Below are 22044 nucleotides of genomic sequence, written 5' to 3'. Positions count from 1 at the left end.
GGCATGCGGACACACTTTTCTTTACTTAACCCGCCAAGAGGGCGCAGGGGCGGCGGCAGGAGGGCAGCGACTAGCCGCCGAAAATTGCCAGCGCGTCGGCAGCGAACGCTTCAATGATTGCGGAGTTGTCAACATCTCCCGCGCGGTTGATGTAGGCGGCCTCCGTAGTCGAGGCGGAGGCATGGCCCAGTTGCAAGGTGGCCAGCGCCGCGTTGCCCGTTGCAGCCATGGCGGTCGCTACCGTGTGACGGAGGTCGTGATAGGAAATCACCGCAGGCAGCAGCTCCCGGTCGGCCTGCGCCACATCGTCGCCGGCGAGGTGCGGCAAGCCTGCCCATGTTAGAGCCCGGCCAGAGTTTTGCCAGGGTGGGGGTATGTGCCGGATGGGTCGTCACGCATAGGCAGTACCCGCGTCGTCGGTGCCCCTGTCGTGCGTTGGCCGTGGAACAAGCTCGTAGGCTTATCGGCCAAGCGCTCGGCAATCCTTGAGTCTATTGGCCCGAGAAGCTGGTCTGGCAAAAACATGTAGGTGTGTGACGATCAGCTATAACTTTCCTCCTTGTAAGCAGGAAACCCGCTCGCCTCTCATGACAGCAATGTACTTGGATAACCACATCGCTACTTGACCGTAGATTGATGTAGCGATACGATTTGAACATGTTCAGTGAACAAGTGCAATCAAGTCGTGCTACTCAAAAGGAGGCGACGCGCAATAAAGTCTTGGATACCGCCTATGCCCTTTTTGTGTCAGTCGGGTACGCGGATACAAATGTGCGTGCCATCGCGCAGAAAGCTAACGTCAGCGTTGGAACCGTTATGAACGTCGGGAGCAAGCAGTCGCTGTTGATTCAGACCATCGGACATCGAATCACCGTCATGCACGATGAGCTCCGTGGACAATCAGACAACCTTCTCGACGTTCTCGCTCCTTTCCTGAAAATGTTTACTGGGCAGGAAGAATTATCGAAAGCGTATGGCGCTGCCCTAATCACACAGGGAGACAACGGAGAGATTCTCAACGAGCTTCGAACTCTCTTGGTAGGTGAAATCGTGTTGCGCCTAGGCAATATGCTCCCTAAAGATGACGCTAAAGAGTTCGCGACAATCCTTTACAACATTTATCTTGGGTTGCTTCTTGGCTGGGCTGCCGGTGCATACGACACCGACGAACTATCCATTCACGCGAACAGTTCCATCTCCCGTCTTAAAATCGCGTACGGAGTAAAATAATGATTCTCGAATCTTCGCCTGCTTGGCCCTCCATCATTCTTGCAGCCATTTTGTTCGGAGACGCGGTACTCTCGCTCAAACCCGTAGCATTCATCGAGGCCTGCCTCAGAGGAGTACGACTTCCTACAGAGTGGTGGTGGGCTCTTATCGTTATCAAGTGCCTAGCAGCAAGTGGACTCATTATTGGGCTCTGGATACCAGGCATTGGAATAGCGACGATGGTTGGAGTCATTGCCTACTTCTGCACCGCAGCAATCGCACATATCCGAGCCAAGTTTCTAGGTAGCGAGTTTTGGGTCAATTGCTTAGGGATGCTCGCTATTTCACTAGGCGCTCTCATTGCGACACTATTGATAGCCTGAAACGACCAATTTACCAATTGTGTTCGCCCATTGAGGGGCGCCGTTGCCCGCGCCGGGCGGCTTGCCGCGGGTGCCTGGGACCCGCTAGCCGCCTACCGCCTCGCCGGCCTGTCGAAGGGTATGAGCGTCTGCCTCGGTGCAGAAGGCATGACAAAGCCCTAGCTGATGGGTCGGGGTTGTGGGATTTGCAGAGTGGCGGGCTGCTGCGGGACTGGTAGATAGGCGTCCAGCTCTTCGACGGGTATCTGCGGTACTGCATCCGAGATACCAGTGGCGAGCGCTGCGCGACTGGGCCCGCGCCGGGATGTCACACCCGACGACGTGGGGTGGCAGGAGCAGTAACCGGAATTGAGGGGTTGGGGGCAATCCCAGTCCATTTTTATGCGTGGGGGGTAGGGGTGCGACGGGCAGGGGTTGCTGGGGCAAGGGGTGTGTGGCCCCTAGTCGACACCGTGTAGCCACCGCCGGTTAAGTCTTGTACTCAGGCTGTGGCGTATGTCCAGCTGCGGGTCTACTTCGGAAAACTCCGCACTTCCCCAAAGACTTTCCTCAAAAACTAGTAGGGGAGGTGTCCCTGTGTGGCGCGAGAAACGGCTTTGACAGGCATAAATGGCATTATAGGTCAAACCTTTACAGGGTACCCTAACGGTAGGTTACGGGTTCGAGTCCCGTTTCCGGCTCCAAAACTCCAGGTCAGGAAGTTTTCCGGCCTGGGGTTCTTTGGTTTAAAGGGGAAAATGTAGGGGTTAAGTAGCGTGAGGGGTGAAATCGTCTAACAGAACGTCCGCATCCCCTCTGTCCCGTAAGTCGGCTTAGAAGCTGGAAGAACCGCCTGAACCGGAAAACCCTGAGCTAAACCCGCTGTTGACGCCACCGCTACTGGAAGAGCTGTCGCGGGCAGTGGTGGCATCGCTATCCCAGGTGCTCACGACATAGAAGGGCACGTAGCCGTGGTAGCCAGAGCCAGCGAAGAAATCAGAGTCGTAGATGCGCGTGCGCTCGGGGCGCTCGTCGGCCTCATTGCGCTTCTGCAGCTGGGACTGCACGTGCTCCGACAAGAGCGCGGAGCGATCCAAGAGTTCTAGGTAGCGCTCCATGAACTGCGGATGGTGTGGTTCCTTGGATAATTCAGTGGCGGCATCTTCCAACTCCTTCGCGTGGCGCTCAAGCGCCGAGTCGATGCTTGCGGCCAAGTAGCCTGCCTGTGCCAGATCCTTCTCCAGCTCGTAGAGTTCATAGCGGCGAGCATCCGCATCAGCGTTCTCAATGCGGTGCAGCTTTTCAATATTGGCCTCAGCGGTTTCCACGCGCTCGCACAGTTGGCGCGCGTTGGCGATGAGCTCGGAGTGTGAGCGGAATTGCTCATCTGGCGCATCCGCCGGAATCGACATGAGGAAACCAACCTGGCTATCGATTGCTAGGAAGTCATCGCGCAAACCCTCCCAGTCCTGGCGCAGGCGCTCATCCACCAGCCCTGATTGGAGCGAGTGCGCTCGAATATCAATCTCCCTTAGCCGTTGCGCCACATCGGTGTAGGTCTGCGACACGTAGTCCCAGTCCTCGCGTGCCTGCTGTGTCTTCTTCTGCCGGCTGCGGCGTACACCGCCGGCGAGGCCGACACCAGCGCCGCCAACGCTCAGGCCCGCCACCCCGAGGCCAACGGCCGCCGCCATCCGGTCCTCTTTTGCGCCCTCGTACTGAGTATCCGCAGCACGGTCTACGTCGATTGCAGCCGCTGCGCCAGCAAAGAGGCCAGCAGGAATGTTGTCATCCCGCACGCCCGGCTTAATTGCTTCGATGGACTGTTTCAGATGGCTGTCATTCTTGCGTAGCTTCATTTGAGCAGCCACGTCCTCACCCGCGAAGACGAAGGCTTGGCGCGGATCAAGGCCCACGCCGACGAAGACCTGGCCATCAGCAAACTTATCCTTGCCGATGAGCTCCTGGTGGTTATCGCGCAGGTACTCCTCTACGGAGTCATTAACGTTTTCCTTGTTCTCGGCAAAGACCATGTAGTGCAGCCCTTGGACCACGTCAGGGGCGGCGATCCGGGAGACATCGCGAAGCATGCGCTGTTCTTCCTCCGGGGTGAGCACATCGTCTGAGTCCATGATGTCAGCCTGCACCTCACGCTGCGCGGGCTGCATGACGTAGTCAGAGCGCTCGGGCGAATCAAAGACCGCCAAGCAGGTGCCCGCACCGACACCTCCGAGAAGCAGGCCGCCCACTGCTGCTGCGCCGATGATGGCACCGATGGAGGTCACTTTGGGGCCGCGGTTGGATGCAAAAGGTTTAATATCGCGAGAGTCGGTCACGGTGATTCTCCTATTCGCGAGCGATCGGCCCCGCCAATTTTATCCGGTTTAAGGAGGTCGGGCGGGGAACAAAGGGTGCGTTTGAAGACTGATTAAAGGGCAAATGCCTGTCGGGGGCTGGGGCGGGGGAATTTTCTTTCACTTATGCGCACGTTGTCGGAAGTCCCGGTCAACATATGGATGAGCTATTCACTTATGGCCACGCTGCTGCGTATCGATAGGTGAATATTGCATCGATAGGACAGCGCAACGCCGCCAGCAGGACAGCGCAACACCGACAGCAGGACAGCGCAACGCCGACAGCCGGAAAATCACAGGCCACGGAGCTTTCACATCTGCAACTCTAGCCCCACGCTTCACAGGGGTTACATGCGCATGTAAAGTGGACTTTGTTCTTAAGTCATAAGCGTCGATAGGGCTGGTCTCGGGGAAGGGCCTGCGCTATGGGCGCTTTTGGCATTTTTCTGCAAAACCTTCCAGAAAACCCCACAAGCTGGGGTGATTTCTCCGAGAAAAATATTCTACGATAGAGCCATGTCAGAGGTGCTCTTTGTCAGTAGTTCAAACATGGGACTCTCACGCGTACTAGAAGGGCTGCTGCGGCAAGCTGCCCCAGGCCTGACAGTGTTGTCAGCAGGTATCAGCATCGATGATGATGACCGCGGTCTGGATGAAGACGCGCGGCGTGCGCTCTGTGAGGTGGGGGCACGGTGCGATGGCGATCCTCATCAACTCACGCCGTCTCTCGCAGACAGTGCGGATGTGGTCATTGTTGTGGGGAAAATCGACGTTTCGGACTACATCGCGCCAGATGTAGAGACTGAGCGCTGGGAATATGATGACCCAGCTGACCGCGGGATTTATGGTTATTCCCGCTACGCGGAATTGCGGGATTTCTTCACTCTGCGCGTCAATACGCTGGCGGAACGGTTTGCTGCCTAAATAGTCGCTGAAATAGTCGCTGTCTTAATAAAAGGTGGGGCGCGGGAACCGTCGTAAAGCATGTGCTGAAGCTGACACACTTTTGTTTTCTGACAATAATGCCCGCGTTCGCCCGGTCAACACCTAATGTAAGTAGTTATGTCTATTGGTCCATCGCTGCGACGCACCCTGTACAAACTTGCTGAGAAAGAGATGTCCCCGGCTAAGGCAAAGTTCTTGCTGAACATTTGGCCGCCGCTGTTTGGCACCGGCATCCGTATCACTGAGATTGCGGATGACTGGTCTGAGGGGCGATTGGAGCTGCGCCTAAACGCTCTGACTGCGAATATGCATGGCGCGGCATTTGGCGGTGCACTGTTTTCGATGACGGATGTGCTGTTTGGCACGCTGGTTATGCAGCGTCTGGATGTCAAGAAGTACGAGGCGTGGACGCGAACTGGGTCGTTTGAATTTATCCGGCCGGGTAAGAATGGTGCGTACCTTGAGGTAGAGGTGCCGGATGAGATGGTCGAAAAGCTTAAGGCCGAAACTGAAGGTGGCTATTCGACGGTCGTTCCATACACCTCTGTAATCCGAAACCGCGATGGCTCCCTGGTCGGTATTGGTCAGCAGGAGCTCTACGTGCGCCGTCGTGGTCGTAAGAAGCCGCCGGCCAATCCGAACCAGCAGGATTGTGTTGCCGGTGAGAACCTCATCTCTGCTGCTCGCACTCTTGCACGGCTGGGGATGCGCGGGGTGGAAAACCGTGATGTGCTCGTCCAGCAGGAACGCACCGCACGACGCTGCATTTCACCAGAGTCGCGTGCAGTCGCATGGCTCCACGGGGTCCTCGAGTACGGCGATGTCACTGTCGACGACTACCGCGCCGCAGGGCTTCCCGACGTCGTCATCGAGGCCCTCACCTCCGATAACCCCTCGCCAGCCGCGCAGCAGCTGCTTGCGGATGTCGTCACCGCGCGCGAGTCGCTGACCAAGTTCTAGGTCGAAGCTCTACGCCAATAGCCGAGTGATCAGTTCGATCACTTCGGGGTCTGTTTGCTGCTTCCAATGCGCAACAGACCTGCCCTCCAGCTCGGTTTCGAGCAAAACAGCTCGACTGTCCGGCAGGAAGCTCTGCGCGGTATCGGACCACGGAATGACCAGGTTGTCATGGTGGCTGATGACATTAATCCAGTCAGGTGTGGCTGCCTTGCGCCTTCGGAGGTGTGGGGCAGTGTTGGCTGCAGGAAGTTCATATTGTCCTGCCGCTACCGCAATTTGATCGGCTAAAGCCTGTCCCATTAGCCAGCGGGCAGGAGCCCCATTCCACCAGCCCAAAATGCGGGAGATCTCAGTCAGATTTACACCGCCGACAGAGCCCGACACACTGATGACACGTCGAAACGAAAAACGCTCGCATTCATGGTTTGCAAGACGCGTAAACAGCAGGAAAGCCAGTAGCCCACCCTGCGAGTGAGCCACAATATCGACCGTGTCCGAGTTCGTTTCAGTGCAGACTCCGTTGATATAGGCCTCGACTTCGGCGACAGAATCTACGAGGGCAGCAGTGCCACGGTCTCCGTAGGCCGGTACATAGACTCGGCGGCCGCGGGCACGGAGTCCGTCGGCAAGCGGTGCCCACGCGCCGGGACTATCGAGCGTGCCATGAAGTGCGATAACCGGAACGGGGTCTCTGAGGTCCCCCGACGCTGGACTTGGATTTGGCAGGGACGGATGTGCGGCTGTCGGTGGGAAAATCCGCGTTAGGAGCGGTCTATTCCGCATGCTCGATTGGGTCAAAATCCTCGCCTACCAGCTTGAATAGTGCCTCGCGAGTAAGCGCGCGGGGGCGCCAATCGTGCGCCATCTGCTCATGCAAAACGATGGCTTGAGGGAACGTGTCCTGCACATAGAGATTGGTGACCATGCCTGTGTCACCATCATCCAAGAAACAGGACTGTGGAGGGGAAATGAGCTGGTCATACTTGGTGGCAATGCAGGTGTAAGTAACACCGGGACCGAGGATATCGTGGGAATTGGAGTTCAAAACCATCTTTGAACCCGTGAGCTGTTCCAAACCGGAAACGCCCCAATAGCTCTGCACAAAGTTGCTCATCAGCGACTTTGTGCCGGGGATCTTAGTGATACTGGAAGCGATGCCGCCCAGATTGGTGCCGTGATTGGGCGCGGCAAGGCAGACAACATGCTTGATGTACTTGGAAATGCGCAGAGAAAGCAGGGTGGCAATTAAGCCGCCTTGCGAGTGCCCCACGATAACGGCGTGCTTTGCGTCAGTGGCGTGCAGGACAGCCTTGATGTAAGGCACGAGCATGTCGATGGACTGATTGATGGGGTCTGTTGCACGGTGCCCAAAATCTGGCGCGAAGACAGCCCAGCCATCCTCCCGTAACTGACCGCCGAGGGTCTCCCAAATGCCCTTGACCTGGCCTGTTCCATGCAGGAGGATGACCGGCCACGGCCGGGATTTGGACACTTTGGCTCCCCAGTTATCTTCGAAAACACCGCGCAGCGGACGGAAGATGGCATAGGGGAGCGATGCTGATCCTTCAGCTGCAGCCGGTTGTTGCGCCTCCGGTTCCTGCGCTTCAGGGGCAGGGACTACCGGAAGTTGTTCTTCCCGAAAATCCTCGTTTGAAGCGGCGATTAGCGCACCAACTTTCCGTCTTCGTCAGTCCCGAGGGCCTTCCGTAGCTTGGCGGCGGCCTCATCCATGGACTCTGCGGAAGGATTGCGATCTACCGACTGTAGGTTGTACCCGGACATATCGTGGGCAGGGAAGATATGAATGTGCGTGTGCGGAACCTCGAAGCCGGCGATGAGGTAGCCAGCACGCGGAGCGTCAAAAGCGGAGACAACAGCCTGACCAACCTTCTGGGCAACCTCATTGAGGTGGGCCCATAGCTCAGGCGAGGCGTCCGTCCACTTGTCCACCTCTTCAACAGGGACGACCAGCGTATGACCAGGCGCAATTGGCTCGATGGTCAAAAATGCGACGACCTTGTCATCGCGGTAGACAAAACGACCGGGGAGTTCACCGTTGATGATTTTGGTAAATACTGTGCTCATGTGCCAAGGGTAACCCGAATAGCGGATTGAGGGGTTGGGTGCGATGAGAGTTATCCGGGCTGATTAGTAAGATGATTGCTATGCGCATCCTCGTAATTGGCTCCGGTGCCCGTGAGCACGCCCTGTTGTACGCAATGAGTAAGGACCCGCAGGCTACTGATCTTCACGTAGCCCCTGGTAATGCGGGTATGAGTGAAATTGCAACCATGCATCCACTGGTCGTGGATGACCCCGCTGGCGCTGTTGCGCTGGCCAAGGAAATTGGGGCCGATTTGGTTGTTATTGGCCCTGAGGTTCCGCTGGTCGCGGGTGTGGCAGACGCGCTGCGCGACGCTGGTTTCGCAGTCTTCGGACCGAACGCTGACGCAGCTCGGATTGAGGGGTCCAAGGCTTTCGCTAAGGACGTCATGAAGGCAGCTGGGGTAAAGACCGCCTCGGCAGAGGCCATCCAGCCGGAGGCCTCCGACGAAGACATCGAGGCCGCCATTGACCGCTTTGGCCCGAACTGGGTCGTGAAGGATGACGGTCTGGCTGCTGGCAAGGGAGTCGTGGTCACTAAGGACCGCGCTGAAGCTCTCGAACACGCAAAGGCTGTTCTGGCCGCCGGTAACCCGGTGCTGCTGGAGTCCTTCCTGGACGGCCCGGAAGTTTCCCTGTTCTGCCTGGTCGACGGCGAAATCGTCGTCCCGCTGTTGCCGGCTCAGGACCACAAGCGCGTCGGTAATAACGACGAGGGGCCGAACACCGGTGGCATGGGTGCTTACAGCCCGCTGTCCTGGCTGCCGGAAGGCGCAACTGAGCGCATTGTCACCGAGGTCTGCGAGCCGGTCGCTCGTGAGATGGCCGCTCGCGGTTGCCCGTTCCAGGGTCTGCTGTACGCAGGTCTGGCCTGGGGCGAGGACGGCCCGGCTGTCATTGAGTTCAACTGCCGTTTCGGTGACCCGGAGACCCAGGCCGTGCTGGCGCTGCTGGAGTCCCCGGTGGCGCAGCTGCTCAACGCCGCTGCTACCGGAACATTGGCGGACTTCGGTCCGCTGTCTTGGCGTGATGGTTACGCTCTGACTGTTGTGCTGGCCGCTGAAGGCTACCCGGTGTCGACGCGCACGGGTGATGTCATTGAAGGTGCAGAGCCTGGCCGTGAGGCAGATGGCATTCTCCACGCAGGTACTGCCCGCAATGCTGCGGGTGAGCTGGTCTCCGCTGGTGGCCGTGTGCTCAACGTCATCGGCGTTGGTGACACGCTGGAAGAGGCCCGCGACAAGGCGTACGAGACCATCAAGACCATTAAGCTCGAGGGCTCGCACTACCGCACCGACATTGCACTACCTGCAGTTGAGGGCCGTATTTCCATCTAAATAATGCTTGAGGTGGTCCGGCTGCACTCGGATGCCTCACTGGTGCACCCACCCGGGATGAACTGGATTTCCCGGGTGGCCTCGGCGGCTGCAAAGATGAAGGTATGCACGCCGAATCTCCGCAGTCGCCAAAGTCGTCGCAGTCACCGCAGCCGTTAAACTCCTCGCAGTCACCGCAGGCATCCCAGCCCCAGCGCGACCTAGCATCCCGCCGTTGTGAGGTCGCACCCTTCCATGTGATGGATGTTCTCGCGCTCGCACAGGAGCGTCAGCGCACTCACGGTGACGCTCTATTCCTCTGCGTGGGACAGCCCGCGACCGCGGCCCCGGCTGCCGCGATTGCCCGTGCGCGTGCTGATTTAGAAAATCAGGTTCTGGGCTACACAGCGGCCGTCGGCACGCCTGAGCTGCGTGCAACCATCGCCGCCTGGCATCGTGAAAACTACGGCACGGCCACGGAAGCCGCTGATGTTGTCATCACTACCGGTTCTTCCGGCGGTTTCGTAGCGCTCTTCCTCGCAGCCCTCGATGTTGGCGACGACATCGTGCTCGCGCGCCCGGGCTATCCCGCATACCGCAATACGCTGCAGGCGCTCGGCGCCAACATTGTCGAGATTGACTGTGGTCCTGAGACTCGTTTCCAACTCACCGCCCAACACCTGGAGGCACTTCCGCGCGTGCCCAAGGCCGTGATTGTCACCAGCCCGGACAACCCCACTGGCACCATTATCGATGCCGACGAGCTGCGTGCCATTGCGAAGTGGTGTGAGCAGCACGATTGCCTGCTCATTTCCGACGAGATTTATCACGGCATTACTTATGGCCGACAGTGTGCGTCTGCACGCGAGTTCTCCGACGCGGCGGTCGTGGTCGGCAGTGTCAGTAAGTACTTCTCGATGACCGGCTGGCGCGTTGGCTGGCTAATCGTTCCCAAGTGGCTGCGTGCGCCGCTTGATCGCCTCGAAGCCAACCTCACTGTCTGTCCACCGGCAATTTCGCAGGCAGCGGCGGTGGAAGCGTTCAGCCCCGAGTCCATTGCCGAGCTCAATTCGCACGTGACGCGTTACGCACGCAACCGCGACGTTTTGCTCGAGGGGCTGCCCCGCGTCGGTCTCGGTAATATCGCCCCACCCGACGGCGGTTTCTATATCTACGCCAATATCGCAGGGCTTTACGACGACCCGAACTCCGTCGACTCCATGACTTGGGCTCGGGAACTGTTGGCCGCAACGGGCGTGGCCGTTGCCCCTGGAATCGACTTCGACACAGAGAACGGCCATCAGTGGGTTCGCCTCTGCTTCGCCGGTGAGACGTCCGAGATGGAAGAGGCTGTTCGGCGTATTGGGGTGTTCACTGATCGTCGTTAAAACGGCTTTTAGTGGCGCTCGCGGTGTGATTTACCTCACCCTTTTAGGGGTGTTTTCAGTCGGGCGAGATAGGGTGCTCGACGGGCGAATCGCTGCTTTAAACCCTCTACCGACGGTCGCTGGTAGAGCCGATGTTGGGGGCATTCCTGGAAGGGGCCGTTGGGGCTCTGTTTTCTTGATCGCCGGTTTGCTGTAAAGGCGGAAAAACTGCCTCAGATTGAGGGTTCTGTGGCTGCGGTCACATCAAGTGAGGCTGGGGTTGGGTCGATAGTGGGGTGGGGTGGCCTTCGCGGCAGCATCTTTGACAGCCGGCAGCTCTGTCGGTGGTCTATTTCCGCTGGCAGGGGCCCCTTTTTCTTTAATTGTCGATGGGGTTGACCTCTGAGGAACTGGCGGCTATCCCTGCGTGGGGTGACGATTGAGCGCGGTGTGTAACCCACATTCAATGTTGGCTGCAAGCGCTTTTAGTGGGGATAGTTTATGTCTGACCAAAAGAGACTTCCGCGCCCTGTTTTTGGTTGTGTAAAAGCGTGATTTTTGAAGCCGTTATCAACGGCAGTAAAGCGAGGTATGGGGCGGCGTCGAGGGGCGCTGTTTGTGGCTCAGTGCCTGAGCTAAAAAGCGTCCAAAAGTTAACAAAAGGTTAACTAAAAATAGAGTTTAGCGCTTGCCAGGTCTTGTGTTGTCGTCTACGGTTGCAAGTCATAAGTTCCAAACGATTCGATGAAACGACGTTTCAACTGCGGAATCGCAAAGAATCGGTTGGAGAAGTCCAACAATAAAGATCAAAGAGATCTTAAGAGAGGTGACCTCTGATGAACGCATTCAACGAGATTATGGATACTGTGTCCCCGATTTTCCAGGACGGCAAGGAATCCAAGCAGGATGCGCTGGCATCGCTGCTTGCCGAAGCCATCGTGGAGGCGAACCCGAAGCAGGGCATCGCCGCCGACGATCGCCGTGCTGCCTAACAAGAATTAGCTTTGGTCCGATTCCTGCTAGGCAGCTAGTGGGGAAGCAATCCCTACTGGTTATTCCTACTGGTTCAGGAACTCCCGGACCTGCTCCATATCCTTATCACCGCGACCCGACAGGTTCACGAGCAACAGCAAAGGCTCATCGCCTTCGTGAACCGGCAGCCCGAGCTCGCTAACAGCGGCAGGGTCGGTTTCACGGAGTCGCGCAATCTTAATGGCCTGCGCCAGCGCATGCGAGGATTCCATCGCCGGAATAATGCCCTCCATGCGGCTGAGCAGCTGGAACGCTTCCAGCGCCTCCTCGTCGGTAATTCCGACATAGCTGGCGCGGCCATTCTCCTTCAGCATGCCGTGCTCCGGGCCAACAGACGGGTAATCCAAGCCCGCCGAGATGGAGTGCGATGGCAACACCTCGCCGTCGTCGGAAAGCATGACAAATGAGCGCATGCCGTGAAGGACACCAGTCTTGCCCGCATTGATGGGCGCGCCGTGACGGTCGGTGTCGAGACCCTCACCTGCGGGTTCGACGCCAATGAGGGCGACATCGGAGTCGTCGATGTAGTTAGCAAATGCGCCGATGGCGTTGGAGCCGCCACCGACGGCTGCGATGACAGCGTCGGGAAGCTTGCCGTAACGCTCGGCCATCTGACTGCGTGACTCCTCCGAGATGACCTGCTGGAATTCACGCACGATAGTGGGGAATGGGTGCGGTCCGGCGGCTGTGCCCAGCAGGTAGAAAGTGGAGTCGAGAGTCTTGCTCCACTCGACCAGTGCCTCGTCAATAGCATCCTTCAAACCGGCCTCGCCGGTGGTGACGGGAACGACCTTCGCGCCCATGAGCTCCATGCGCTCGACATTGGGGTGCTGGCGGGCGACATCGTGCGCGCCCATGTAAATCTCGCACTCAAGTCCCAGCAGCGCTGCGGCCATCGCGGTGGCCGTGCCGTGCTGGCCTGCGCCCGTCTCAGCAATGAGACGGGTTTTTCCCATGCGCTTTGCCAGCAGCGCCTGGCCGACCACGTTGTTGCCCTTGTGCGCGCCGCCGTGGTTCAAGTCCTCGCGCTTGAGCACAATCGTCGTGTTCGGCGTGGATAGACGTCGGCATTCGAACAGCGGGGTCGCGCGGCCGAGGAAATCGCGACGCAGTTCTTCCAGCTCGCGCTGGAACTCCGGATTGCTCATCGCCTCGATGTAAGCCGCTTCCAGTTCATCGAGAGCTGGCAGCAGGAACTCTGGCACTTCCTGTCCGCCGAAGCGACCGAAAAATGCAGGCAAGAGGGTTTCGCGCACCTCGCCCGCGCCGTTAACGCTTGCCGACGGCACCCTGGTTGCAGTCGGTGCTGCAGCCTTGGCGATGGCATCCGCGCTGGGGTTGTAATCAGTCATTGAAGAGAGCCTTTCGTTGCTGTTGTTTATTTCAGCGGGCCCTGGTTCTCTTCGCCGAACCGATAAAAGAAAAGAGCCCGCCAGATTTATCTTCTTGCGAGCTCGTACTTGACGGGTTTGCCGTCGACATTAATGAGATGACGTGACGTTGCTCGCGGACTTAGGCGAGCCACCACCACTGTGCGCCGCACGGCGCGGGTGTGTTCATCAGGGGTGTCATCATGAATCTGACCATAACTCAAGGTTTCCGTAGTAGCCAAAGCGGGGTGGGGTGTGGGGGCGGGGATGGGGCACGAAATGTGTACGGGATATCGCAACGGTGTCTGGGGTCGTAAAGCAGCTCCCCGCTAAGTCCCGGCATATGCAGAGGCGGAATATCAGCATTCCCCTCGACATCGCTGGCCACGAGGACTAACGTTCCGATGGTGATTACGCTGTCGCGGCAGGCCACTAAAACACGTCGGGGAGTTCGTCCCACGACGTTGGTGGTGTGGTGTTATGTCGCCTTGATAACCGCTGGCACGGTTTTGTTAATGCTGCCGATTTCGGCGGTCAATAGCCATCCTACGGGGCAGTGCGCCCCGAGCCCTGGGGATATGTGTTTGCCCACGGCGCTGTCTGATGCGCTGTTCACAGCCACCTCGGCAACAAGCCTGACCGGCCTGATCACCGTAGATACGGCCACCCATTGGTCAACCTTCGGCAAGGTCGTCATCATGTTGTTGATTCAGCTGGGTGGTCTCGGGTTCATGACCTTGGCTTCACTTTTCGGCCTCTTCGTAGCAGGAAGGCTCGGCCTGAACCGCCGTGCCGGTGCCCGCGTTGAAGGCCGCGGTATGGATATGGGCGAGATTTCGTGGGTTGTCCGTGCTGCCGTTAGCTTCACTCTGTTGGTGGAGTTTGTGGTGGCAGTGGCACTTACGCTGCGGTTCCACTCCGGATACGGGTATGGCTGGGGAAAGGCTGCATGGGAAGGCTTGTTCCATGCCATCTCAAGCTTCAACAACGCCGGTTTCGCTCTGTATACCGACAATGTCATCGGGTTCTATAGCGATGCCTGGGTGCTTTTGCCACTGGCCTTCGCCCTCATCGTGGGTGGTCTGGGTTTTCCTGTTTTGCTCGAGGCCTGGCGGCACGGCAAAGCGTGGCTTAGTGTCTGCACTCGAGGACAGCTGCCTAAACGCTGGTCGCTGACTACTCGCTTCACCATTAAAGGCACGATTCTGCTGATTGCTTTGGGTACGCTCATGGTGGCTTTTGGGGAGTGGTCCAATGCCATGTCTGGATTCACCGCGGGGGAGAAGATACTCAACTCATTCTTCGCTGGTGTGAGCCCGCGTACCGCGGGGTTCAACGCGCTCGATTACGCGGAGTTCCATCCATCGACACTGCTGGGCACTGACTTCCTCATGTTCATTGGTGGTGGCACCGGCGGTACTGCAGGTGGCGTGAAAATCACGACGTCGGCCGTCATTCTCGCCGCTGTTCTCGCGGAGATTCGCGGTGACACCTCCGTGTCCGTGGCTAGGCGGCGCCTCAACCCAAAGGTGCTGCGCCAGGCTCTCGTAGTCCTTGCCTTCGGTATCGGCCAGGTATTCCTGGCAGTAATCGCCGTCAGTTTCCTAGCACCACAGTTTTCTACTGACCAAATTCTTTTTGAAGTAATCAGTGCTTTCGCCACGGTAGGCCTTTCCACAGGTATTACCGCCGACCTGCCGGTGGCAGCACAGGCAATCTTCATCGTGCTGATGTTCACCGGACGTGTTGGCCCAATCGCCTTGGCGACGGCCTTGGCCGCCCGCCCACGCCAGCGCGTCTACGAATATCCAGAAGAAAGGCCCTTCATTGGCTAACTCGAAATTCAACCCGTTTGCTGGTTTTGCAGATCATTTCTCCAACCAAGCCAGCTCTTCGCCTGTTGTCATCCTCGGTATGGGGCGTTTCGGACAGGCACTCGGCGAGGAGCTGGTCGCTGGCGGTATCGAGGTTCTCTGCGTAGACCATCGCGAAAAGGTGGTTCAGGAGCTGTCCTCGACCTTCGACCACGTGGTCACCGCCGACACCACCATGCCGGAGGTACTGAAGCAGCTCGGTGTCGATGAAGCCGAACGTGTTGTTATCGCCATCGGCAGTGACATTGAGGCTTCATTGCTGACCGCGTCTGCGCTGGTGGATATGGGGGTGCCCATGATTTGGGCAAAGGCCGATAACCAGGCCCACGCCAAAATCCTGGGCCAGATTGGTGTGCACCACGTCATTCGCCCGGAGGCCGACACCGGTCGTCGTATTGCGCACCTCATCGGCGGCAAGGTCCAGGACTTCCTGGAGTTCGACCGCGATTACGCAGTAGGCAAGGTCGCGCCGCCAATCCACTGCCTGGATAAGACGGTGGCGGAGATTAACCAGAGCGCACCGATTACGGTTGTCGCCGTACAAAAGCGCGGTCAGCGATTCCGCCCTGCGCTTGCCGACGACCGCATTTCCGCAGGTGATCTCCTGATTGTCTCCGGCGCTATTCGGCAGTTGGAGACATTCGCCGGAGAGTAACAGGAAGCGACGGAGTCCGTGCACGCGGGGCTCCGTCGCGATGGAAATCAACGACCAACAGTGTGGAAAGGCGGGGTCCACGCCCAGCTCAACGGGCTGCAAATGTGAAACTGTGCGAGTTTATGACGCTTTCAGGCCATTTTTGGGCCAATTTTGTCATAAACGCAGTCACTAACTCGCATTGGGGCAAAGTAGGGCTAGATAGCAAATGGTGCCCACCCAGCGACACGCCGAGCGGACACACTTTTTGCCTATTAACCCACACTTTTGCTACTTAACCCACGAAACTCAGCGACCGTTCGTAACCGCAGCGCGCAGGGCACGAGCTGCCTCTTCCGGATTTTCTGCCTCGGTCAGTGCGCGAACCACCACAATGCGCTCCGCACCAGCGGCGATAACCGCATTGGCGGTCTCGGCGTTGATACCGCCAATTGCCCACCATGGCTTGACGGGGTCACTTGCGCCGCGGTCGTGCGGGCGCACAATATCGGCCACGGAATCCTGGTGGGACTCCGCAGAACCCTGTGCACGCGCCCTCCGCACGAGTGCCGCAGCTTCACGGACCATCTCGACTCCGACGGGCTGACGGTCGGGCTTTGTCGGGGTGGCATACACCGGACCGATCACCGCGTAATCGATGCCATCGTCGGCAAGCGAGGCGGCGAACATGTCCAGATTTCGGTTGGAGCGGCCGATGAGAACCTCGGGGCCAACGATCTGGCGGGCCTGCTCGGTTGTGAGGTCCTCCTGGCCCACATGCAGGATGTCTGCGCCGGTCAGTGCGGCAATGTCGGCGCGGTCATTGACGGCGAAGAGCTTGCCGTGTTCAGCGGCGACCTCGGCGAGGGTCTCCACAGCGACAATCTCGTCGCGGGTGTCGACTTTCTTGTCGCGCAGCTGGATGATGTCGGTGCCGCCTTCGTAACAGGCGTGCAGGAATTCGCGCAGATCACCGCGGGATGCGCGCGAGTCGGTGCAGAGGTACAGGCGGGCGTCGGCAAGCAGGGCGCGTCGTGTTGTGCGAGTGGCAGCTGATGAGGCGTTCATGTCCCCATGTTAGGCGAGGTTGGGGATGCGGTGTCGTGGCGGTGAGTCCGAAGTCATATGATGGGGGAGTACCACGTTCCGCGGGAGCCGTACTCGGTATCGATGAGATGCCGCTGGCTGAGAGGGCGAATAACGCCGACCGCTTTTACCTGATGCGGGTTATGCCGCCGGAGGGAGGAATGGCAGTGAATGCTGCCGCTATGGGTGCCGCCTCGACAACTGAGGGCGGCACAGGGGATACGTCGTCGAGCGTTGTTATCGCAGGCGCGGGCATTATCGGCTTGGCGACGGCATGGAGACTACTCCGCCAGGGATTCGATGTGACCGTCCTCGATGCCGAGCCCGTTTCCGGCGCAACCTTCGCCGCGGCTGGCATGCTGGCGCCGGTTGCCGAAGTCGTGTGGGATCAGCCGACGCTGTATCCGCTGATGGTGGAATCGGGCAAGCTCTACCGCGACTTTGCCCAGGCCATCGCCGAGGAATCGGGCCACGATGTTGGCTATATCGAGAATTCCACGTTTGTTTGTGCGGGCGATGCCGCTGACCGGCAGACACTCAGCGAGCTCGTTGAGCTGCAGCATGACATGGGCATGGAGATCAACCGCATCACCGCCACCGAGGCGCGCCGGGCAGAACCGGCACTGGGGCCGGGCTGTGTTGGTGCGGTGGATATTCCGGGAGATCACCAGGTCAATCCGCGTCTGCTCGCCGAAGCGTTGCTGACCATTCTGGGAGACCGCGTCATCCGCACCCGCGCGGAAGAGGTTATTTACGCTTCCGATGCCGACCCCCGCCAAGCCATTGGGCTGCGCGGCACGGACGGAAATGACTACCTCGCCGATGAGGTCGTTCTGGCTGCGGGGCTGAACACCGCCGATATGGCCGGTCTGCCGGAGAATCTGAATCTGCCGCTGCGCCCGGTCTATGGAGATGTGCTGCGTCTGCGTGTACCGGAGCGCCTGCAGCCACTGGTCACTCGCACTATTCGCGGTGTGGTTCAGGGGCGTCCGGTTTATATCGTCCCGCGTGCCGACGGCACCGTCGTGCTCGGCGCAACCTCGCGTGAAGATGACCTGACCGGCGTCTCCGCCGAAGGAGTCCACCAGCTACTCCGCGACGCATACCGCCTGGTGCCCGGCATTCTCGACTGCGAAATCTACGAGATGACCGCCCGCGCCCGGCCTGGTTCCCCAGACGATGTCCCCATGATTGGTCGCGTGGCTCCAGGACTGACCGTGTCCACCGGCTACTTCCGTCACGGCATTCTGCTTACGGCCATCGGCTCCAAGCTCACGGCCGATGTCGTCGCAGGTCGGGAAACTGACAACGACCCGGCGCTTCTTTCCGCCGTCAATCCATTCCGCTTCAGCGATTAGAGGAGGCTCGCTTATGTCCACCACAACACTCAATGGCGAAGGCTACACACCGGCTGCGGGGGAGATGGTCGCAGATCTCGTCGCAAAGCACACGGGGCACGCGCTTAACGACGACGGCACTGCCGCGGACGGCACCCGCCTGGGAATCGCGGTAGCCGTGGATGGTGCGGTAATCCCGCGAGCCAAGTGGGCGAGCACGCCCGTGACAGGTGCAATCGACATCGTGACAGCAGTTCAGGGAGGCTAGAGATGACCGCGAATTCCGCACAAGCAAACATGTCCGCGCAGGAAAATGAAACTGGGGCGGCGAGCGGACTTACACGCGAACCGCTGCGCATTGGCGGGCTGGAGTTGAACTCCCGTCTGATTATGGGAACTGGCGGTGCGACCAGCATGGATACGCTGGAGCGCGCGCTGGTGGCTTCGGGCACCGAGCTGACTACGGTGGCGATGCGCCGCTTTACGCCCGGCACGAAGCAGAACGTTTTTGAGATTCTGCAGCGCAACAATATTGCGGCGCTGCCGAATACTGCGGGGTGCTATACCGCTCGTGACGCGGTGCTGACTGCGCAGTTGGCCCGCGAGGCGCTGGAGACCAATCTGCTAAAGCTCGAGGTCATCGCCGACGAGGACACGCTGCTGCCGGACCCGGTCGAGCTGGTTGCGGCAGCGGAGCAGTTGGTAGCTGACGACTTCGTCGTTTTCGCCTACACCAACGACGATCCGGCGCTGGCCAAGCGGCTGGAAGATCTGGGCTGTGCAGCTGTCATGCCGGCGGGCTCGCCGATTGGCACTGGTCTGGGCATTCTTAACCCACACAACATCGAGCTGATTGTGGACCGCGCGAATGTGCCCATCATCCTGGATGCGGGCATCGGTACCGCGTCTGAGGCAGCTCAGGCGATGGAGCTTGGCTGCGATGCAGTGCTGTTGGCATCCGCAGTGACCCGTGCACATGATCCGGTGGGCATGGCCACGGCGATGCGCTTCGGCGTTGAGGCAGGACTGACTGCTCGCGAGTCCGGCCGCATTCCACGGCGTCGACTAGCCCAGGCGAGCTCGTCGTTTGAGGGCATCATCACTGAGCGCGTCAGCGGCGCACGCGAGCAGGATTCTCTGTAATGGCTGAGCAGGGGGTCAATCTTTCGGACCGCGACCTGCGCCGGTACGCCCGGCATCTAACACTTCCGGGCTTTGGTGCCGAGGGGCAGCGAACTTTGCGAGCCTCCCGCGTCCTCGTCATCGGAGCTGGTGGCTTGGGATCGCCTGCGCTGTTGTACCTGGCCGGGGCAGGGGTCGGGCACATCACCATCATTGACGATGACGTGGTCGACGAGTCCAATCTTCAGCGCCAGGTCATTCACCGTGAGTCCGACATTGGTCGCCCGAAGGCCGAATCTGCCGCGGATGCCGTGCGGCGCCTTGACTCCGAGGCATCGGTGACCGCAATCGTCGGCAGGTTAAGCGTCGACAATGCTGAGGAGCTCTTCGCCACTCACGATGTAGTGCTCGACGGCGCGGACAATTTCGCCACCCGCTATCTGTCTTCCGATGCTGCGGAGCTGACCGGAACCCCGCTGGTCTGGGCCACAATCCTGCAGTTTGCAGGGCAACTGTCTGTGTTCTGGCCGGGCTGCGGTCCCATGCTTCGCGATCTCTACCCCGACATCCCCGACCCCGGCTCCGTGCCGTCGTGCGCCGCAGGTGGGGGTCTCGGCGCAATGGTCGGACAAATCGGCTCCATGATGGTCGTCGAAGCTATCAAGGTGCTCACCGGTGTCGGCAAGGTCGCCGTCGGCAAACTCGTGCTTATCGACGCCCTGGAGGCAACCACCCGCACGCTGTCCTTTGCAGCCGACCCGGAGCGCGAACCCGTTTCCGACTTGACCGAAATTGCGCAGGTGTGCGCAGCTTCGTGGACCGAGGATGAGGAGGCCCCGGCGCAGAGCATGCGCAGCATTGGTCCCAACACGGCGCACGAGCTTCTTGCCGAGGGGGTGCCTCTCATCGATGTACGCGAACCCGAAGAGCACGCGGAGGTCGCCATTGTCGGATCGGTGCTTGTGCCACTCGGCGACATTCGCAGCCGTGGGTGGGCTGCGATTCGCGAAGCGTGGGCTGAGCGGAACCTCCAGTCGAACTACCCACGAGTTCTGATTCACTGCCACTCGGGTGCCCGCTCGCAACAGGCAATTGAGCTGTTGGCCAGCGAGATCGAGGCTGATGGCGCCATACCGGAGCTCATCAATCTGGACGGGGGCATTGTGGCCTGGCAGGCTGCGGGGCAGGAGACCGTCGTAAAGCGTGGCGGAACGCACTAATTAGTGGCTACCGCCACGCGCTGTTGAACAGTGTGCCTACGCCTGCGGCTTCAGCGTTGTCGACCACAACTCGGTGCCACGAGTGGTGAGCAGACGGACGGTCATCTCGCGTGAGTCGCCGTCGATATCGACTTCGCCGAAGTGCTGGAAATCCTGTGTGGGGTCGGCGTTGGCATTGTCTTTACCCGGTGCGTGGACGTACTCCACCTTCGGCCCGAAGGTCGAATCCATTTCGTTGGGGCCGAATGCGCCCGCGTGGAGAGGACCGGAGACGAATTCCCAGAAGGGTGCGAAGTCGGTGAACTGTGCGCGCTCTGGGCTGTAGTGGTGAGCCGCGGTGTAGTGCACATCGGCGGTGAGCCAGACGACATTTGAAACATCTTTAATGGCGCTGAGCAGGCGGGCGATTTCACGTTCACGTCCTGCAGGTGCACCGGCGGCACCATTGGATACGCTTTCTTGGTCACCATCGTCGCCGTCGGGGACGATGATTCCAAGCGGTAGGTCATTAGCAACAATCTTCCACGTCGCGCGGGAGTCCTTGAGGGAGTCGATTAACCAGTTGGTCTGCTTTTCGCCAAGGATTGGTTCTTCGGTTGTCGAGCGCGGATTATTGGAAGTGTTTTCTCCCTTGTAACTGCGCATATCCAGAATGAATATGTCTAGCAACGGGCCGTAGGAAACCTTGCGGTAGACGCGCCCATCTACAGCCATTTGTTGATCAATTGGCTGCCACTCATGGAAGGCCTGGTAGGCACGCTTGGCCAGGGTGTTGACATCGCGCTCGGTATAGCGATCATCGTCTAGGACTTCGTTGGGGTACCAGTTGTTGACTGTTTCGTGGTCATCCCACTGGACTAGCTGCGGAACCTGCGCATTGAAGGCCAAGTAGTTCTTGTCCATGAGGTTGTAGGAGTACTGGCCACGATACTCTTCGAGGGTTTCAGCAACCTTGGATTTGGCCGGAGTGACATGGTTGCGCCACACAGTGCCGTCGGAAAGCGTGACGGATTCATCCAGCGGACCGTCGGCATAGCAGGTATCGCCTGAGTGAATGAATAGGTCTGGATTGCGCTCCATCATGGTGGAAAAGCCGGTGTATCCACCGATTTCGTCGTTAATTCCCCAACCCTGACCTGCGACATCGCCGGACCAGTGCAGGCGGATGTTGGATGCGCGGTTTGGGGCAGTACGGAAGGTGCCGATAACGGGATCAGAGCAGATTCCAGTATCTGCCTCTTCGAGCGTGACACGATAGAAGATTTCCTGCCCCGGTTCGAGACCGACGACACGTAGACGTCCGGTGCCGTCAGTGTCTGGAGTTAACAGAGAGTTACTGCGGAATACCTTGGCATTCTGGAAGCTCTCAGTTGCAGCAGTTTCAACCACCATATGGGCGGGGCGGTCTGAGCGAGCCCAAATCAATGCGCCGTCGCCGCGGATATCGCCACTTGCAACGCCGTGGGTGAGCTGTGGCCGAGAACGCAGTAACCCTGGGGAGGCCAGTGACGGCGAACCCGGTGTAGCTGAAGCCGCAGCTCTAGAGGCATGAGCGAGCGTGACTGAAGTGGCAAGTGCGGTGGATGCGCCTAAACGTAGAGCGCTGCGACGGGAAAGCTGCATGGAGTCGAACGATAGGTTTTCCACTTTGACGTTCAGTTAAACCAGCGTGAACTCGAAGGAAAAAGTCGCAATTACAGAACAAAGGCTTAGTTATTGAGAATGACTGGGCTTCCTTTTGTAACGTAGATAA

General features: G+C 59.1%; 21 protein-coding genes and 1 riboswitch. Of the genes, 13 read left to right on the top strand and 8 right to left on the bottom strand.

Translation table 11 applies throughout. The features are described 5' to 3' along the window. Positions 1-70: 70 nt before the first annotated feature. Positions 71-328, bottom strand: coding sequence for a tyrosine-type recombinase/integrase (locus HMPREF2681_RS09145; protein WP_016421438.1), 258 nt, complete (start codon positions 326-328; stop codon positions 71-73). 329 nt (positions 329-657) lie between these two features. Here HMPREF2681_RS09145 and HMPREF2681_RS09140 point away from each other — a divergent pair, with 329 nt between their 5' ends. After that, complete coding sequence (locus HMPREF2681_RS09140; RefSeq protein ID WP_070546883.1) at positions 658-1230, top strand: TetR/AcrR family transcriptional regulator; 573 nt, start codon at positions 658-660, stop codon at positions 1228-1230. Beyond that, on the top strand, positions 1230-1592 hold the full coding sequence (locus tag HMPREF2681_RS11280; protein ID WP_016421436.1) for a DoxX family protein: 363 nt from the start codon (positions 1230-1232) through the stop codon (positions 1590-1592). The genes HMPREF2681_RS09140 and HMPREF2681_RS11280 overlap by 1 nt, the downstream gene beginning before the upstream one ends. 812 nt (positions 1593-2404) lie before the next feature. On the opposite strand, the gene HMPREF2681_RS09130 is transcribed toward HMPREF2681_RS11280, so the two are convergent. Further along, a complete protein-coding gene (locus HMPREF2681_RS09130; RefSeq protein ID WP_016421435.1) occupies positions 2405-3907 on the bottom strand; it encodes a hypothetical protein in 1503 nt (500 codons plus the stop codon). 567 nt (positions 3908-4474) lie between these two features. On the opposite strand from HMPREF2681_RS09130, the gene HMPREF2681_RS09125 reads away from it, so the two are divergent. Together HMPREF2681_RS09125 and HMPREF2681_RS09120 are read left to right on the top strand one after the other, a co-directional pair. Then, positions 4475-4849 carry a hypothetical protein gene (locus HMPREF2681_RS09125; protein WP_016421434.1) on the top strand — a complete coding sequence of 125 codons (375 nt, stop codon included), beginning with the start codon at positions 4475-4477 and terminating at the stop codon, positions 4847-4849. A gap of 138 nt (positions 4850-4987) precedes the next feature. Beyond that, positions 4988-5830 (top strand): PaaI family thioesterase, encoded by an 843-nt coding sequence (locus HMPREF2681_RS09120; protein WP_016421433.1) that lies wholly within the window; start codon positions 4988-4990, stop codon positions 5828-5830. A gap of 9 nt (positions 5831-5839) precedes the next feature. On the opposite strand, the gene HMPREF2681_RS09115 is transcribed toward HMPREF2681_RS09120, so the two are convergent. The 3 genes from HMPREF2681_RS09115 to HMPREF2681_RS09105 all read right to left on the bottom strand — a co-directional run bounded on the left by HMPREF2681_RS09115 (position 5840) and on the right by HMPREF2681_RS09105 (position 7915). Next, positions 5840-6613, bottom strand: a complete 774-nt coding sequence (locus HMPREF2681_RS09115) for an alpha/beta fold hydrolase (protein WP_016421432.1) — start codon at positions 6611-6613, stop codon at positions 5840-5842. After that, positions 6603-7322, bottom strand: a complete 720-nt coding sequence (locus HMPREF2681_RS09110) for an esterase/lipase family protein (protein WP_049172143.1) — start codon at positions 7320-7322, stop codon at positions 6603-6605. Before HMPREF2681_RS09110 ends, HMPREF2681_RS09115 begins: the two co-directional genes overlap by 11 nt. Before the next feature lie 170 nt (positions 7323-7492). Beyond that, on the bottom strand, positions 7493-7915 hold the full coding sequence (locus HMPREF2681_RS09105; protein ID WP_049172147.1) for an HIT family protein: 423 nt from the start codon (positions 7913-7915) through the stop codon (positions 7493-7495). A gap of 80 nt (positions 7916-7995) precedes the next feature. On the opposite strand from HMPREF2681_RS09105, the gene purD reads away from it, so the two are divergent. The 3 genes from purD (at position 7996) to HMPREF2681_RS11145 (ending at position 11608) form a co-directional block, all read left to right on the top strand. After that, the gene (gene purD / locus HMPREF2681_RS09100) at positions 7996-9270 is read left to right on the top strand and encodes a phosphoribosylamine--glycine ligase (RefSeq protein ID WP_049172166.1); all 1275 of its coding nucleotides are present in this window, start codon (positions 7996-7998) and stop codon (positions 9268-9270) included. A gap of 239 nt (positions 9271-9509) precedes the next feature. Next, positions 9510-10637, top strand: coding sequence for an aminotransferase class I/II-fold pyridoxal phosphate-dependent enzyme (locus HMPREF2681_RS09095; protein ID WP_049172167.1), 1128 nt, complete (start codon positions 9510-9512; stop codon positions 10635-10637). Positions 10638-11452: 815 nt separating this feature from the next. Next, a complete protein-coding gene (locus HMPREF2681_RS11145) occupies positions 11453-11608 on the top strand; it encodes a hypothetical protein (protein ID WP_162837147.1) in 156 nt (51 codons plus the stop codon). Positions 11609-11674: 66 nt separating this feature from the next. Here HMPREF2681_RS11145 and trpB read toward each other — a convergent pair whose 3' ends face one another. Continuing rightward, positions 11675-13000, bottom strand: a complete 1326-nt coding sequence (trpB, locus tag HMPREF2681_RS09090; protein ID WP_070546880.1) for a tryptophan synthase subunit beta — start codon at positions 12998-13000, stop codon at positions 11675-11677. Positions 13001-13422: 422 nt separating this feature from the next. On the opposite strand from trpB, the gene HMPREF2681_RS09085 reads away from it, so the two are divergent. Beyond that, a complete protein-coding gene (locus HMPREF2681_RS09085) occupies positions 13423-14853 on the top strand; it encodes a TrkH family potassium uptake protein (protein WP_038626542.1) in 1431 nt (476 codons plus the stop codon). Beyond that, positions 14846-15547, top strand: a complete 702-nt coding sequence (locus tag HMPREF2681_RS09080; protein ID WP_049172150.1) for a potassium channel family protein — start codon at positions 14846-14848, stop codon at positions 15545-15547. The genes HMPREF2681_RS09085 and HMPREF2681_RS09080 overlap by 8 nt, the downstream gene beginning before the upstream one ends. Positions 15548-15835: 288 nt before the next feature. Here the strand turns inward: HMPREF2681_RS09080 and HMPREF2681_RS09075 are convergent, their stop codons facing one another. Continuing rightward, positions 15836-16594 carry a thiamine phosphate synthase gene (locus HMPREF2681_RS09075; RefSeq protein ID WP_070438817.1) on the bottom strand — a complete coding sequence of 253 codons (759 nt, stop codon included), beginning with the start codon at positions 16592-16594 and terminating at the stop codon, positions 15836-15838. 70 nt (positions 16595-16664) lie between these two features. Continuing rightward, positions 16665-16787: riboswitch (TPP riboswitch) on the top strand. Between the two features lie 7 nt (positions 16788-16794). Between HMPREF2681_RS09075 and thiO the strand changes: the two genes are divergently transcribed. From thiO to HMPREF2681_RS09055, 4 genes are read left to right on the top strand one after another with little or no spacing between them, the layout of a single operon-like run. Continuing rightward, a complete protein-coding gene (thiO, locus tag HMPREF2681_RS09070; RefSeq protein ID WP_070546897.1) occupies positions 16795-17970 on the top strand; it encodes a glycine oxidase ThiO in 1176 nt (391 codons plus the stop codon). A 13-nt stretch (positions 17971-17983) separates the two neighbouring features. Continuing rightward, positions 17984-18217, top strand: a complete 234-nt coding sequence (thiS, locus tag HMPREF2681_RS09065; RefSeq protein ID WP_049172154.1) for a sulfur carrier protein ThiS — start codon at positions 17984-17986, stop codon at positions 18215-18217. A gap of 29 nt (positions 18218-18246) precedes the next feature. Continuing rightward, a complete protein-coding gene (locus HMPREF2681_RS09060; RefSeq protein ID WP_049172170.1) occupies positions 18247-19092 on the top strand; it encodes a thiazole synthase in 846 nt (281 codons plus the stop codon). Beyond that, complete coding sequence (locus HMPREF2681_RS09055; RefSeq protein WP_070546877.1) at positions 19092-20291, top strand: ThiF family adenylyltransferase; 1200 nt, start codon at positions 19092-19094, stop codon at positions 20289-20291. The genes HMPREF2681_RS09060 and HMPREF2681_RS09055 overlap by 1 nt, the downstream gene beginning before the upstream one ends. A 36-nt stretch (positions 20292-20327) precedes the next feature. On the opposite strand, the gene HMPREF2681_RS09050 is transcribed toward HMPREF2681_RS09055, so the two are convergent. Next, positions 20328-21914 carry an alkaline phosphatase D family protein gene (locus HMPREF2681_RS09050; protein WP_016421418.1) on the bottom strand — a complete coding sequence of 529 codons (1587 nt, stop codon included), beginning with the start codon at positions 21912-21914 and terminating at the stop codon, positions 20328-20330. Between the last annotated feature and the right edge of the window lie 130 nt (positions 21915-22044).

The sequence above is a fragment of the Corynebacterium sp. HMSC064H12 genome (assembly GCF_001809925.1).
In the GTDB taxonomy this organism is placed as follows: domain Bacteria; phylum Actinomycetota; class Actinomycetes; order Mycobacteriales; family Mycobacteriaceae; genus Corynebacterium; species Corynebacterium jeikeium_D.
The sequence above is the reverse complement of the archived record's forward strand: the minus strand, read 5'-3'. Positions and strand labels throughout refer to the sequence as shown.

Excerpts from the sequence above, each read along its gene's own strand:
- purD (WP_049172166.1), top strand. The coding sequence starts at position 7,996 with ATGCGCATCCTCGTAATTGGCTCCGGTGCCCGTGAGCACGCCCTGTTG.
- thiO (WP_070546897.1), top strand. The coding sequence starts at position 16,795 with ATGGGTGCCGCCTCGACAACTGAGGGCGGCACAGGGGATACGTCGTCG.
- HMPREF2681_RS09050 (WP_016421418.1), bottom strand. The coding sequence starts at position 21,914 with ATGCAGCTTTCCCGTCGCAGCGCTCTACGTTTAGGCGCATCCACCGCA.
- HMPREF2681_RS09115 (WP_016421432.1), bottom strand. The coding sequence starts at position 6,613 with ATGCGGAATAGACCGCTCCTAACGCGGATTTTCCCACCGACAGCCGCA.
- HMPREF2681_RS09055 (WP_070546877.1), top strand. The coding sequence starts at position 19,092 with ATGGCTGAGCAGGGGGTCAATCTTTCGGACCGCGACCTGCGCCGGTAC.
- HMPREF2681_RS09140 (WP_070546883.1), top strand. The coding sequence starts at position 658 with ATGTTCAGTGAACAAGTGCAATCAAGTCGTGCTACTCAAAAGGAGGCG.
- HMPREF2681_RS09075 (WP_070438817.1), bottom strand. The coding sequence starts at position 16,594 with ATGAACGCCTCATCAGCTGCCACTCGCACAACACGACGCGCCCTGCTT.
- HMPREF2681_RS09085 (WP_038626542.1), top strand. The coding sequence starts at position 13,423 with ATGGTGATTACGCTGTCGCGGCAGGCCACTAAAACACGTCGGGGAGTT.
- HMPREF2681_RS11145 (WP_162837147.1), top strand. The coding sequence starts at position 11,453 with ATGAACGCATTCAACGAGATTATGGATACTGTGTCCCCGATTTTCCAG.
- HMPREF2681_RS11280 (WP_016421436.1), top strand. The coding sequence starts at position 1,230 with ATGATTCTCGAATCTTCGCCTGCTTGGCCCTCCATCATTCTTGCAGCC.
- trpB (WP_070546880.1), bottom strand. The coding sequence starts at position 13,000 with ATGACTGATTACAACCCCAGCGCGGATGCCATCGCCAAGGCTGCAGCA.
- HMPREF2681_RS09060 (WP_049172170.1), top strand. The coding sequence starts at position 18,247 with ATGTCCGCGCAGGAAAATGAAACTGGGGCGGCGAGCGGACTTACACGC.
- thiS (WP_049172154.1), top strand. The coding sequence starts at position 17,984 with ATGTCCACCACAACACTCAATGGCGAAGGCTACACACCGGCTGCGGGG.
- HMPREF2681_RS09120 (WP_016421433.1), top strand. The coding sequence starts at position 4,988 with ATGTCTATTGGTCCATCGCTGCGACGCACCCTGTACAAACTTGCTGAG.
- HMPREF2681_RS09095 (WP_049172167.1), top strand. The coding sequence starts at position 9,510 with ATGGATGTTCTCGCGCTCGCACAGGAGCGTCAGCGCACTCACGGTGAC.
- HMPREF2681_RS09105 (WP_049172147.1), bottom strand. The coding sequence starts at position 7,915 with ATGAGCACAGTATTTACCAAAATCATCAACGGTGAACTCCCCGGTCGT.
- HMPREF2681_RS09125 (WP_016421434.1), top strand. The coding sequence starts at position 4,475 with ATGGGACTCTCACGCGTACTAGAAGGGCTGCTGCGGCAAGCTGCCCCA.